The sequence below is a fragment of the Rhodanobacter sp. Root179 genome, assembly GCF_001428465.1.
Lineage (GTDB): Bacteria > Pseudomonadota > Gammaproteobacteria > Xanthomonadales > Rhodanobacteraceae > Rhodanobacter.
Genome location: NZ_LMHR01000084.1, coordinates 18,631 through 31,857 on the forward strand (window position 1 = coordinate 18,631; position 13,227 = coordinate 31,857).

The following is a 13,227-nucleotide window of genomic DNA, read 5'->3' on the forward strand; positions in this document are numbered from 1 at the left end:
CTGGCATGCCCGATGACCGAATCCCTCCGCCTGGCCAAGCGCGTCGTCGCGCTGGCGCAATGTTCGCGCCGCGAGGCCGAGCAGTACATCGAGGGCGGCTGGGTGCGGGTCGACGGCATCGTGGTGGAAGAACCGCAGTTCATGGTCGACACGCAGAGCGTCGAGATCGACCCGGCTGCCAAACTGGCGCCGCTGGAGGCAGTCACCCTGGTGCTGCACAAGCCGGCCGGCTACGACGCGGGCGACGGCCCGAACCCGGCCCGCGCGCTGGTCACGCCGGCCACCCGATGGGCCGACGACGCTTCCGGCGTGCGGCCGTTGCAGCGGCACATGCACGGCCTCGGCGCGCCGCTGGCCTTGCCCACCGCTGCCAGCGGCCTGCTGGTGTTCACCCAGGACTGGCGGGTCAGCCGCAAGCTCACCGAGGACATCGACCGGATCGAGCAGGAATTCGTGGTCGAGGTCAGCGGCACGCTGAAGGAGAACGGCCTGGCCCTGCTCAACCACGGCCTCAGCTTCAACAACTACGCGATGCCGCCGATCAAGGTCAGCTGGCAGAGCGAGCAGCGCCTGCGCTTCGCCTTCAAGCGGATGTCGGCGAGCCGGATCGAGCCGATGTGCCACGCGGTTGGCCTCAAGGTGCTGGCGATGAAGTGCCTGCGGGTGGGGCGCATTCCGCTGTCGAAACTGCCGCCGGGGCAATGGCGCTACCTGGCCCCCGACGATCGCATCTGAGCACCCTGCCCGGAACCGGCAGAACGGCTTAGACTTGCCCATGCGTCACTGCCAACCATCCACATCGCGGAGAGCAACATGAGCAAGGGCATGGATTCAAAGAAGGACGAGAAGAAGAAACCGGCCAAGACCATGAAGGAAAAAAAGGCGGCCAAGCAGGAAAAGAAGAAGAACAGCAAGTAAGCGCCCGCTGCCCCGGCGGACCGCGAGTCACTGCGGTTGCGCCGGGACACCTCGCCCGGCGCATCTGTCGCTGTCGCTACTCGCCCTTGCGCAACAGGGTCAGTCCGATCAGTCGCGACACCACCAGCGCCATGTACATCACCCCCACGAACATCTCCAGGCTGGCCACCGCACGGGCGTGCACGGTGACCGGAATGACGTCGCCGATGCCGGTGCTGGACATCAGGGCAAAGCTCAGGAACAGCAGCTCGGTCCAGCTGCGCGGCGCATCCGGATTCACCGCCGCCGCGAAACAGCCCGGCTGCAGGGTCTGGCACAGCACGAACAGATAGGTGAACGCCCAGACCAGCAGGGTGAACGTGGCGCCGGCCGCGAACAGCTCGTCGCTGGTGGCGCGCCGGTCCGCCAGCATGTAGCGGATCAGGCAGATCGCCGCGTAGAAATAGAACAGCGACTCCAGCGCCGCCCACCAGGGTTTCAGCCCCGGCAGGCCGAGTGTCAGGTCGAGCACGTTGAACAGCACCGCCGGCACCGCGATGGCCGCACTGACCCATACCCGCCCCGGCGTACGCTGCACCATCGCGATCGCCAGGCACAGCACCAGCACGCCGAACGCGCCGAACAGTGCGCGGGCCGGACGGGTGTGTTCGATGAACGGGTACAGCAGCAGCCCGATCAGCTGCACCAGCAACAGCACCGCCGAAGGGTGCCGCAGGATGCGCACCAGCCAGCGCAGGTGCGCGTAGCGGATCAGCTTGCCGGTGGTCCCGGTCGCGTCGATGTCACTCATCCCTCGTTCCCTGCACGGCGTCGACCCGATGCAGTGTAGCCGCAGCCGCGAGCATGGCGGGAAGCTTGCGCTTCCCGCCATGTGCACACTCACTGTGCCTCGACGCCCACGTCGTCGATCACGAACGAAGTCGCCAGGCTGCCGTCTTCCTTGCCGTAGAAATTGACCTGCACGGTCTGCCCCTTGTACGCATCCAGGCTGATCGTGTGTTGCTGGTAGCCGCTGGCGGCGTTGGTGTTGGAGAAGCTGGCCAGGTTGATGTACTTGCCGGTCGAGGTGATCAGCTGCACCTGCAGCGTGTCGTACGCGGTGCTGCCCGACTCGGCCGTGTCCACGTGCAGGAAGAACTTCAGCGTGGCATGGGCCACGGTGACGGGAATGCTGAACTGCTGGCGCACGTAGTCGGTGTGGCTGCTGCCGTAACCGTCCAGCCACGCCTTCCAGCTGCCGGCATGGGCAGGCTCGCTGCTGTCACTGGTGATCACGCCGCTGGTTTGCGTCCATCCCGTCGTTCCGCCTTCAAAGCCGCCGTTGGCGATCAGTTGCGCGGGCGTGCTGGTGGCATTGGACACGCTGAAGGCCACGGCCGTGCTGCTGCCGACGTTGCCGGCGGCGTCGTACGCCCTGGCGATCAGCGCATGCGTACCGTCGCCCAGCGTGGTCGAGTCCAGCGTCGCACTGTACGGCGAGCTGGCGTCGGTGGCCTTGAGCGTGCCATCCACGTAGAACTCCACCCGTGCCACGCCGACGTTGTCGCTGGCGGTGGCATTGAACGTGATGCTGCCACTGCTGCCGCTTTCGGAGGCGCTCACCGTGGGGGCGGTGCTGTCGCCACCGCTGCCGTTGGACACGCTGAAGCTGACCGGACTGCTGCTGCCGACGTTGCCGGCCGCGTCATACGCCCTGGCGATCAGCGCATGCGTGCCGTCGCCCAGCGTGGTCGAGTCGAGCGTGGCGCTGTACGGCGAGCTGGCATCGATGGCCTTGAGCGCGCCGTCCACGTAGAACTCCACCCGGGTCACGCCGACGTTGTCGCTGGCGCTGGCAGTGAAGCTGATGCTGCCGCTGCTGCCGTTCTCGCTGGCGGTCGCGGTCGGCGCCGTGGTGTCGCCGCCACCACCGGAACCCTCGGTCACCCATACCGGCGCCGACCACAGCCGCAGGCCGTTGGCCTGGGTGATCTTGGCGTAATAGAAATGCTCGCCCGCCGCCGGCGTGACCGTGGTCGTGGCCGTCTCGGACAGGCTGGTGACGCTGCCATTGCTGCCGGGCACGCCCTCGAACAGCTCCACGTGCTGCGCCGTCTGGCCGGAAGTGCTGGCGTAGTTCACGTCGAGCGTCAGCGGACCGCTGTTGGCGAAGCGTTCGCCCATCACGTGGCCGCTCGCGGTCAGCACGATCTGCGCGGTCTTGTCCTCGGTGGCGAACACGCGCCGGGCGCGCAGCGCGTCGAGGAAGCTGTCCAGGCTCAGCGCGGTGCCGGTCGGGATCAGCACGCCGGTGCGGTTGCTGAAGCTGGCACCCCAGTTGGCGCAGTGGTTGTCCTGGTCCGAACTCGGCGCCACGTGGTAGCCGCGTTCGAGGATCGTGTTGAAGGCGATCTCGTAGTTGGGCCGCACGGTTTCCGATTCGGTGGTGTTCACCGAGAACGCCGAGCTGTTCAGCACTTCGGCCAGCACCATCACCTGGTCGCCATCGGCGGTGTAGCCAAAATTGGTACCGCCGACCACGAACTGGCCGCTCTGCGCGGGATGGTTGAACTGGCCGATCCAGCCCTTGCTGCGCATCAGCGTGTACAGCGAGCCGTAGTCGCCCTTGGCGATCTCGTAGTCGCCGATCAGCTGGCCGGCGCTGTTCTTCTCCCACTCGATCAGGCCGTCGGCGTTGAAGATGTTCATGTGGCCGCCGTTGCTGATCACACCCCATTCCTGGCCGTAGATCGCCAGGAAGTTCGGGTGCGCGGCACGGAACGCGGCGGCGGCCTGCAGGCCCGAGGCGAACAGGTTGTGCGCGGCGGCCGGGCTGGCCGACGTGTTGGTGCCGGTGGAGCCGTCGTACATGTGGTTGTGCTCGGACGTCATCAGCATGTCCAGGCCGCGACCCATCGCGTACTGGTAGGCATCGGTCGGGCCGTAGGCACTGCTCTGCGGATTCTGCTCGCCGTGGCAGGTGGCCAGCGCGCCGCCACCGTCGCTGTGGTTGGTCTGGCTGTGCAAATCGCCGTACCAGACCGTGTAGGGCAGCCCGCCAGTGCTGGCCGCGAAGGTCTGCGGGGCAGCATGCTGCGCCAGCGCGGTGAAGTGCGGCATGACCGCCGCCGGCACATGGCCGATCTGGATTTCCTGGCGTTGCTCGGTGATCGCCTCGGGCGCGAGGCGTTCGGCCAGCGTCAGCGCACGACTGGCCAGGCCGCTGCCGATGCGGCGCGCGTTGTCATCGTCCAGCGCGATCGCGCGCAGACGCAGGCTGTAGTAGCCGGCGGGTAGCGGCTGGTGGCCTGCATCGAGGCCGTCCCAGTGGATGCTGGCCTGCGCCTGGCGCGTGTGCAGCACGGAGCCGCCATTCCATTCGCGCAGCGACTGGCCATCGCGATCGAGCAGCGCGACCTGCCACGCCACCGGCGTGCCCGGGTTGGCCCCGGGGTATTCGAAGTGCATCACGATGTCCCGCCCTGCCGTCGCCTGGAACGGCACCTGCAGTGCGGCGTCGAATTCCTGGTGATCCGGCAGCAGCGGAGCGGCCAGCGTCGGCCAACAGGCCACGCATCCCGCGAGCACCAGGCTGCGGACGATCTTGTTGTTCCACGACATTGATAAATCCCTACGCGTTGGCAAGGATTCCCCCGGCGCGTTTTATATGCGACCGGCGCTTGCCGCGGTATGACCAAAATTCGTAGTTGCGGTGACGCTCAACGCAAAAACTCGCGGATCGCCGCAGGTCAGGGCGCCCGCTTCACGGCCGATCCAGATGCATCGGCTGGGTCACCAGGCCGTTGTCGCTGATCTTCAGCGGCCCGCTGCAGACGAAACCCAGGTGCTGGTAGACCGGCACCGCCATCGCCGAGGAATTCAGCGTGAAGTGGCGCGTGCCGGCACGGCGGAACGCATCGTCCATCGCGCGTTGCCACAGTCGGCGGGCGATGCCGTGGCCGTGCAGGCGCGTGCTGACGAAGAACTGGAACAGGTGCGATTCGTCGCGCATCGCCGCCACGCCCACCAGGCGCTCGCCATCCTGCCAGGCCAGCTGGAAGCGTTGGCTGGCCAGGATCTTGCGCCGGATCACCCGGGCGCCCATGCCGTAGAGCAGCGACGCTGCCGCGCTGGCCGGCTGCTCCGGCAGGATCCAGCGCCGGGTTACCCGGCGCGCGAGCCTGCCGATCGCGAGTGCATCCTGCGGACGGGCGAGCCGGTAGCGAATGCCCACGGCTCACTCCGGCCCGCGGAACACCAGGCTGCAGCAGGTCACCGCGCCTTCGGCTTTCTGCAGCTCGGAGACGTCGACGGCGGTCACCTCGAAGCCGGCATCGAGCAGGCGTTGCCGCGTGCGCGGAAAGCTGGCCGGCATCAGCAAGGCGTCGCCGATGCGCACCACGTTCGCCGCATGCGGCTCGGCTGGGTCGACTTCGATCACCCGGAAACCGGCGAAGCGTGCGCGGTTCACCCAGGCCGGCTGCAACAGCACGGTGTCGTCGTCGAGCTGGGTCACCGCCGATTTCAGGTGCAGGCAGCCATGCGTCGGCACGCCCTGCACCGTGTAACCGTGGCCGGCCAGCAATTCGCGAAGCTGCGCGATGCCCGCCGCATTGCTGCGCGCCGATTCGCCTACGTACAGCGTGCGACCGAGCCGCAGCACGTCGCCGCCGTCGAGCGTGCCGGGCGCCTCGATCGCCAGCAGCGGTCGCCACCCGCCCAGCGCCGCGGCGATGCTGGCTACCTCGCCGCGTCTGGACGCGGCGCCGGGGCGGGTCAGCACGGCCACCTCGTCCAGCACGATCGCGGTGTCCTCGACGAACACCGAGTCGGGCAAATCGGCTTCGGCCGGCAGCGCGATCACCCGGCAACCCAGCGTTTCCAGCGCGCGCTGGTAGGCGTGATGCTGCGCGCTGGCCTGCGCCACGTCGATCGCGGCGCGTTCGACGAACGACAGCTCGCAATCGCCGAGTGCCGGGCTGACCTCACGCGTCATGGCGATCCACATGGTTCGATGCCCCTTAGCTTGTCCCGGATGGCGCGCATGCCACGCGGCCAGCGCGCGCTCGTAACGCTCCAGCGCCTCGTCGTACACGTCGTACACGCAGCGCACGCAACCCTCGCCGCAACAATCGGCGGCATCAGGCTCGGGCGGACGCACCGGTGGCGGATCGTGCGGATCGGTCACCGGTGCGACGGGTTCATCGGAATTCACGGCGCTCCTGCGGGCATCGGCGAATGGGCGTGTCGCTCCGATGGTGCCGCCAGACACCGCCGCAACTCAAGCAGGTCGCGTTGCGCCAATCACTTCGCGGGTTTGCGGAAGCGGAAGATGAACTGGTCGGTGTGGCCGCGTATCGACTTGTCGAACACCTTGATGTCGTGCGGATCGGCGGCGTTGTGCAGCGCCTTGCTTTCGCCGTCGAAGACGAAGCCGGCGGCCTCCACTTCCTGCTTCACCGAGGCCGGGTCGATCCGGTGCAAGGTGTTCGTATCGGCGAGTCCCGAACCGGCCGGAGCGACGTGGTCGATGATCACGAACAGGCCGCCGGGCTTGAGCGCATCGAACACCTGATGATTGAAGGCCGCGATGTCCATCGGCCCCATGAACGGATCATGGAAGTCGTGGTAGTTCTGCGCGGTGAACACCAGGTCCACCGGCGCCGGCGCCTGCAACTTCGCCGCCGGCTGCTGCAGGATGCCCACGTTGGCGTAGTGCGGCGTGGCCGTCAGCTTCTGCCAGTTGGCCAGGCTTTCGGTGTCGAACTTGCCCATCTCGTTCGGCCACACCGTGTAGACGTGACCCTGCGGCCCGACCACGGCGCTGAACACGCGGGTCCAGTAGCCGCTGCCCGGGACCAGTTCCAGCACGCTCTGGCCCGGCTTGACCTGGGCGAACAGCATCACCTGTTCGATCTTGCGGCGGTTGTCGTCGCCCTTGTCGGCGGCGCGGGCGGGGTCGTTCAAAGCCTTCTTCACAGCAGCCTTCTCCACAGCGGCCTTGTCGATACCGGTCTTCTCGGCCTTTTGCGAGGCCGCGTTCGGGTTCGGCGCGTGGGCCGAAACGGCAACGGGAATTGCGAGGCAAAACAGGGTTGCAAGCACGGTCGGTCGCATGACGCTACTCCATGGCAAGAGGTCTGCCGATTGTGCACCCGATTCGCGCCACGAACCCGTGCCGACCGGCACGGTGCATGCGAGCCGAATCCCTACCTGACTGATGGCCTATCCGCAGTCCGGCGCGCTCTGGCAAAGTGGGGAAATCGGCCGGCCTCGGCCACGGGGGAAGCTGATCATGCATACAACCATCCGGTTCTCATGCGGCGTGCTGTTCTCGCTCGGCGTGTTCGCCGCCCACGCCGCCAGCACCGTCGTGGCCAACGACTACGCCCGCGCGCCGGATCAGCCGGTCGACCAGGCCTATACCGCGCAGATCCTGAAGTTCACCACCGATCCGTCGTTCAACACGCCGCTGACCGACTACCTGCCCGCTTCCGCCAGCGTCCCCACGCCGGAGAAGGTGCTGGGCCATGTCGCCGGCGCGCCGAACTACCTGCCGTACAGCGCCGACGTCCATCGCTACTTCCGGGCGCTGGCCGCCGCCAGTCCGCGGGTCAAGGTGTTCACCATCGGCAAGAGCGAGGAAGGCCGCGAGATGATCGCGGTGGCGATCGCCGACGAGAGTCTGCTGGCCGGGCTGGACGCGAACCGGGCGCGGCTGGCCCAGCTGGCCGACCCGCGCACGATAGCCATGGACGATGCGAAGGCCGACCAGCTGGTCGCCCAGTCCACCCCGGTCTACTACATCACCGGCGCCATCCACTCCACCGAGACCGGCTCGCCCACCGCGCTGATGGAACTGGCTTACCGCCTGGCGGTGGACGAGGCGCCATACATCCGCCACATCCGCTCGCACGTGATCACCCTGATCACGCCGGTGGTCGAGGTGGATGGCCGCGACCGCATGGTCGACCTGTACAACTGGCACCTGGCCCACCCCGGCCAGAACTATCCGCGACTGATGTACTGGGGCCACTACGTGGCGCACGACAACAACCGCGATGCGATGGGCATGTCGCTGGCGCTCACCCGCAACGTGGCCGACACCTTCGTGGGCTGGCATGCCCAGGTGCTGCACGACCTGCATGAATCCGTGCCGTTCCTGTACGACAACACGGTGGGCGACGGCCCGTACAACGCGTGGATCGACCCGATCCTCACCGGCGAATGGCAGCAGCTCGGCTGGGACAATGTGCAGCAGATGACCCGGCTGGGCATGCCCGGCGTGTTCACCCACGGCGACTTCGACACCTGGAGCCCGGGCTACCTGATGTTCATCGCGGCCATGCACAACGGCATCAGCCGGCTCTACGAAACCTTCGGCAACGGCGGCGCCGACACCGTGCAGCGCATCCTCGAACCGTCCGAGTACGAGCGCACCTGGTACCGGCCCAACCCGCCGCTGCCCACCGTGCTGTGGTCGCAGCGCAACAACAACAATTACCAGCAGACCGGCCTGCTCACCGCGCTGAACTATTTCGCCGGCAATGGCCAGCAGTTTCTGAAGAACTTCTACCTGAAGGCCAAACGCTCGATCGAGAAGCCGCAGCAGGCCGGGCCCGCCGCCTACGTGTTCAGCGCCAGCGATCCGCGCGCCGGCTCGCGCGCCCAGTTGCTGCGCGTGCTGCAGCGCCAGCATGTGGAGATCAGCCGCACCAGCGCGCCGGTCACCGTGAGCCTGCCCGCCCCGGCCGACCAGCAGAAGAAGCCGGCCACGCAGACGTTCCCCGCCGGCAGCTACGTGGTGCGCATGGACCAGCCCTACTCGCGCATCGCCGACACCTTGCTGGATCGCCAGTACTGGTCGCCGAAAGACCCCCAGCAGCATCCCTACGACGACACCGGCTGGTCGATGGGCGACCTGTTCGACGTGCAGGTGGCGCGAATCACCGATCCGGCGATCCTGCAGGCGCCGATGAGCCAGGTCGGCCAGCCGGTCAACGTACCGACGGGCCTGGCCGCGATCGATCTGCCCAACGGAAAGCTGCCCCGCATCGCGCTGATGCACACCTGGCTGGGCACCCAGACCGAAGGTTGGTGGCGCATCGCGCTGGACAACCTGCAGGTGCCGTACGACTACATCAGCACCCAGGATGTGGCGAGGATCGGCGACCTGCACGCGAAGTACGACGTGATCCTGTTCGCCCCGATTGGCGACGCCAGCGCGCGGGAAATCGTCGACGGCATGCCGATGTGGGGCAACCCGCTGCCGTGGAAAACCACGGCGCTGACGCCGAACCTGGGTCGCATCGATGCCACCGACGACATGCGGCCCGGCCTGAGCAGCAGCGGGCTGGCCAGGCTCCAGCAGTTCGTGCGCGACGGCGGGCTGCTGGTCACCGCCGAGGGCACTGCGAAGTTCGCCATCGACACCGGCATGGCGCCGGGCGTTTCGATCGTTCCCACCAGTCGGCTGAAGGTCGTCGGCAGCGTGCTGCAGGCGAAGTTCGTCGACCGGCGCAGTCCGATCGCCGCCAGCTACATGCGCGACGAACTGGCCCTGTACAGCGCGGCCGGACAGTCGTTCAGCGTATCCAGCCTGCTTACCGGCGACCGCGGCCTGCCCAGCGCGAAGAACTTCCAGCGCCCGACCGGACGGGGTGGCCCGCACGACACCGACACGCCGGAAGGCCGCGCCGCGACCGCCGCGCCGGCGCTGCCCGACGTCAAGCCATGGCAGCCGATGCCGCTGAACGCCGAGCAGATGCGCAACAACCCGTGGGTGATCCCGCTGGACCAGCGACCGCAGGTGATCCTGCGCTACGCCGCGGCGAAAGACCTGCTGATCGCCGGCCTGCTCGATGGTGGCGACGAGATCGCCGAACGCGCCGCCGTGGTCGACGCCCGCTACGGCAAGGGCCATGTGCTGCTGTTCGCCAGCAACCCGATCTGGCGCGGCGAAACCATCGGCAGCTACCCGCTGGTGTTCAACGCCATCCTCAACCATGACCGGCTGGATGCGCCGACGGGCAAGACGGCGGAGCGCGCTTCGCGATAAGCCTTTCCCGCAGGAAGCGGCTCAGGCCTGCTCGACCGCCACGCCGGCGACACGCTCGCGTGGCTGCGCGTCATCGCAGACGCGGACCCGGTTGCGGCCCTCGCGCTTGGCGCGGTACAGGCCGTCGTCTGCATCGATCAGCAGCTTCCTGAGGTCGTAACCCGAACGCTCGATGGTGGCCACGCCGAAGCTGGCCGACACCGCCACCGCGAGCGAATCGTCGCTGCCGGCCGCGTCGGCGATCGCCGCACGGATCTGTTCGGCACGGCCCAGGGCCTGTTCCAGCGTGCATTCTGGCAACACGATGCCGAACTCCTCGCCACCGAGCCGGCCGAAGATGTCGGTGGAGCGCAGGTGTTTCTGGCAGGCCGCCACGGCGCGTTTCAACACGCGATCGCCCACCGCATGCCCGTGCGTGTCGTTGACCACCTTGAAGTGGTCAAGATCGATCAGCACCAGGCAGGCCTGCCGCGACGACTTGCGGCAATACTGCAACTGCAGTTCGGCCGAACTGACGAAATGCTGCCGGTTGAAGATCCCGGTAAGCCCGTCGCGCCGCGCCAGCTTCATGAAGCGCAGTTGCGAGCGCTTGATGCGGTAGGTCCAGAACGCGATGAAGCCGAGCACGGTTAGCAGCAGGATGATGTACAGCCGGTTGGTTTCCGACGCGCTGCGATCGAGCGACTGCTGCAGCTGGAGGATCCGGTTCTGCTTGTTCAGCGTGTCGATCTGCAGCTTCTTCGCCGCCACCTGCTGCTGCACGGTCTGGAACGCCAGCGCCTTCGCGCTGAGCTCGTCCAGATAGCCCTTGTCGGCAGTCATGTACCTTTCGTGATACGCCAGCGCCGAGGCGAAGTCACCCTGCTGCTTGGCACCCAGATACAGGATCCGGTAGGCCGTGCTGATGGATTCGGCGTAATGGTTGTGCGTGCCGTGCGTGATCGCCGCCAGCGCCGACTCCCGCGCCAGCTGCAGTTGCCCGGTTTCGTAGTAAGCGGCAGCCAGCAAGGCGTTGAACTGGGCCAGCTGGGGAGCGTAGCCGTCGCGTTCCGCCGCCGGGTAGTTCTTCCGCAGCAGGGCGATCGCCTGCTCCGGATGCCCGCGACTGACATCCAGCTTGGCCGCGAAATAGCGAATGCCATTGGCGTAGAGGCTGTTGCCCTCCTTGATGCAGACCTCGATGCCCTGCGCCACCAGCGATTCGATGCCCTCCCACTGGCCACTGCCGAACAGAGCCGCGATGCGGGCATGGTCGTCCACGCAGGTATAGCCGTCGATTGCCAGACCCTGCCTGAATATCTCGTTGGCGTAATAGGACGCCAATTCATACTGGCCAGCGTCCGCGTACAGGGAGGATGCCACTACAAAGCCCTTTTCCCGCATGCGCGGAGTGATACCCACGCCATCCTGCAGGGAAACGATCAATCGGCTCAGCTGGCGGAAGGCCTCTTCGAAGCGGGACTGCTCCGACAGGGAATTCACTTGCAGTATCGCGGCCTGCAACGACAGGTTCGGATCTTGCGAGTGGCTCAGGATGCCGTCAATGAGCGCATCCGATTTCTGGTAATCGCCACCGAGAACAGCCTGCCAAGCCTGCAGATAGCGCAGATGCTGCCTCCGTTCCGGAGACAACTGATCCGCCATCGAATCCAGACGACGCAGCAAGCTCACGCATTGCTTCGTGAGCGCGGTGGGACAAGCCTGTGTCTCAGCCTGCTGCAACAGGACTTCGCTTTCGTTTGTCGTCGCGGGTTCTGTCGCGCAAGCCATGCCGGCAAACAGGGCAAGGCTGCCAATCAAGCTGATCAGCAGCCATCGACACCGGGTGCCGGAATTGGGCATCGACTAGGCCCGACGAATCTCGCGTTCGCTGGCACTCGCGTGTTCAGCAAGGTCCTTGATTTCCTGCTCTTCCTCGGCGTCATCCGGCGGCGGCGGCGGTACGGCCGGCCGCACCGGAGTTGACTCGGTACCTGGCGGTCCGGGCGGTGCCACCAACATGCACATGGGCTTCGTTCCGAGCAGAGTTTCCAGCTTTGCAGCATTCCCCTCCATCACCACCGACTGCATCTCGGGTGCAAGATCGCTTGCGGACAGGACCTCGGACAGCTCGTCCGCTGACGCCTGCGACAGCTGGGCATCGCCCCCCATCCTTTCCATGAAATCGATAATGTCTGACAAGATTCCCCCTTTGAACCTGATCGTGGTGCAACTGCAAACGTTCAGACCGGCTGATGAACGACGTCGACGGCGACGCGCCACACCCATTCACTCAATCGATCCACCGAAAACGATAGTCTGCCCCCCGGCAGTAGCGCGTCTGATACTCCCCGTGGACGCGCTGGGCAGCATAGCGCCACCGTCGGGCTACCGCCAGCGCATCGCCCTGCGCTCACGATACCGGAGAAAGCGCCTTGTCCAGCGCATCGAAGCGCGCCAGGATTTCATGATCCGGCTGCAACGGACGTGCCGGCGGGATCACCACCGTGTCCGCCATCTCGACCGTTGCCTGGGCAAGCGTGCCCAGCAGTCGCCGCTCAATGCGCGGTGACTGAATCGGCAAGGTCGCTGCGCGGTAGACGATCACCTCGTGGGTCAGCGGGTAATCACGTGCCAGCACGTCCACCAATACCTGGCGATAGGCGGCGTTGGTCGAGAAGCGCGCCATCGACTGGTCGCCCACCACGCCGACCTGCCACAGGATCAGGTAGGCGGTGGGGTCGATGCGGCGCTGGTAGAACAGCAGCTGGCTGGCTTCGTAGTGCTGGCAGCCATACGCACCCGGGTCGATGCCCAGATCGGCGTACAGGCAGTCCTCGGCCGACACGCCCGGCTCCATGTGCGCGCGATAGCCTTCGTCGCGAGCCAGTTCGATCGCCTTGTGCGGTACCCAGGCGAACACGCCGGGATGGCCGTAGAACACGCCGCAGACCCGTTTGCCCGCGCGAACCTCGACCAGCATGGCTTCGACCATCTGCCAGTAGGTGTTCATGCGCGAACTGCCTTCCTGGTAGAACGGCTGCAGGCTGCGCACGTCGGCATGCATGCGCTGCAGCCACAGTTCCACGATGCCGTCGGAGAGCGCGGCAAACACCACGTCGGCCTGTTCGATATGGCTGCGCGCCAGCGGCCCCAGGTGCGAACCCAGGGTCATGCCCAGACCGACGCAGACCAGGCTTCCGGTCGAAGGCGTTGCTTGCATCTTGTTGCTCGCTTGAGATGGATCGGTCCGTTGTACCCGAATCCCGCGTCGACGGAAACGCCTCCCCCGG

General features: G+C 66.6%; 10 protein-coding genes and 1 pseudogene. 2 read left to right on the forward strand and 9 right to left on the reverse strand.

Going from position 1 to position 13,227, the window contains the following annotated elements:
- Positions 1-12 precede the first annotated feature (12 nt).
- On the forward strand, positions 13-735 hold the full coding sequence (locus tag ASD82_RS12710; protein WP_056718195.1) for an rRNA pseudouridine synthase: 723 nt from the start codon (positions 13-15) through the stop codon (positions 733-735).
- A 259-nt stretch (positions 736-994) separates the two neighbouring features.
- Here ASD82_RS12710 and ASD82_RS12715 read toward each other — a convergent pair whose 3' ends face one another.
- From ASD82_RS12715 to ASD82_RS12735, 6 genes and pseudogenes are all read right to left on the reverse strand, one after another.
- The gene (locus tag ASD82_RS12715) at positions 995-1,708 is read right to left on the reverse strand and encodes an ion channel (protein WP_056718196.1); all 714 of its coding nucleotides are present in this window, start codon (positions 1,706-1,708) and stop codon (positions 995-997) included.
- 89 nt (positions 1,709-1,797) lie between these two features.
- Positions 1,798-4,518, reverse strand: a complete 2,721-nt coding sequence (locus tag ASD82_RS12720; RefSeq protein ID WP_056718197.1) for an Ig-like domain-containing protein — start codon at positions 4,516-4,518, stop codon at positions 1,798-1,800.
- Positions 4,519-4,660: 142 nt separating this feature from the next.
- The gene (locus tag ASD82_RS12725) at positions 4,661-5,131 is read right to left on the reverse strand and encodes a GNAT family N-acetyltransferase (RefSeq protein ID WP_056718198.1); all 471 of its coding nucleotides are present in this window, start codon (positions 5,129-5,131) and stop codon (positions 4,661-4,663) included.
- A 3-nt stretch (positions 5,132-5,134) separates the two neighbouring features.
- A complete protein-coding gene (locus ASD82_RS12730) occupies positions 5,135-5,905 on the reverse strand; it encodes an arginine deiminase family protein (protein ID WP_056718273.1) in 771 nt (256 codons plus the stop codon).
- A gap of 21 nt (positions 5,906-5,926) precedes the next feature.
- Positions 5,927-6,085, reverse strand: a pseudogene (locus ASD82_RS17960) (oxidoreductase-like domain-containing protein); the annotation flags it as partial.
- Between the two features lie 116 nt (positions 6,086-6,201).
- Positions 6,202-7,014, reverse strand: coding sequence for a class I SAM-dependent methyltransferase (locus tag ASD82_RS12735; protein ID WP_056718199.1), 813 nt, complete (start codon positions 7,012-7,014; stop codon positions 6,202-6,204).
- Between the two features lie 178 nt (positions 7,015-7,192).
- Here ASD82_RS12735 and ASD82_RS12740 point away from each other — a divergent pair, with 178 nt between their 5' ends.
- Positions 7,193-9,955, forward strand: a complete 2,763-nt coding sequence (locus ASD82_RS12740) for a M14 family zinc carboxypeptidase (RefSeq protein ID WP_056718274.1) — start codon at positions 7,193-7,195, stop codon at positions 9,953-9,955.
- Between the two features lie 21 nt (positions 9,956-9,976).
- Here ASD82_RS12740 and ASD82_RS12745 read toward each other — a convergent pair whose 3' ends face one another.
- The 3 genes from ASD82_RS12745 to ASD82_RS12755 all read right to left on the reverse strand — a co-directional run bounded on the left by ASD82_RS12745 (position 9,977) and on the right by ASD82_RS12755 (position 13,157).
- On the reverse strand, positions 9,977-11,626 hold the full coding sequence (locus ASD82_RS12745; protein ID WP_235580708.1) for a GGDEF domain-containing protein: 1,650 nt from the start codon (positions 11,624-11,626) through the stop codon (positions 9,977-9,979).
- 174 nt (positions 11,627-11,800) lie between these two features.
- Positions 11,801-12,136 (reverse strand): hypothetical protein, encoded by a 336-nt coding sequence (locus ASD82_RS12750; RefSeq protein ID WP_056718201.1) that lies wholly within the window; start codon positions 12,134-12,136, stop codon positions 11,801-11,803.
- A 211-nt stretch (positions 12,137-12,347) separates the two neighbouring features.
- The gene (locus ASD82_RS12755) at positions 12,348-13,157 is read right to left on the reverse strand and encodes an SAM-dependent methyltransferase (protein ID WP_056718202.1); all 810 of its coding nucleotides are present in this window, start codon (positions 13,155-13,157) and stop codon (positions 12,348-12,350) included.
- Positions 13,158-13,227 lie beyond the last annotated feature (70 nt).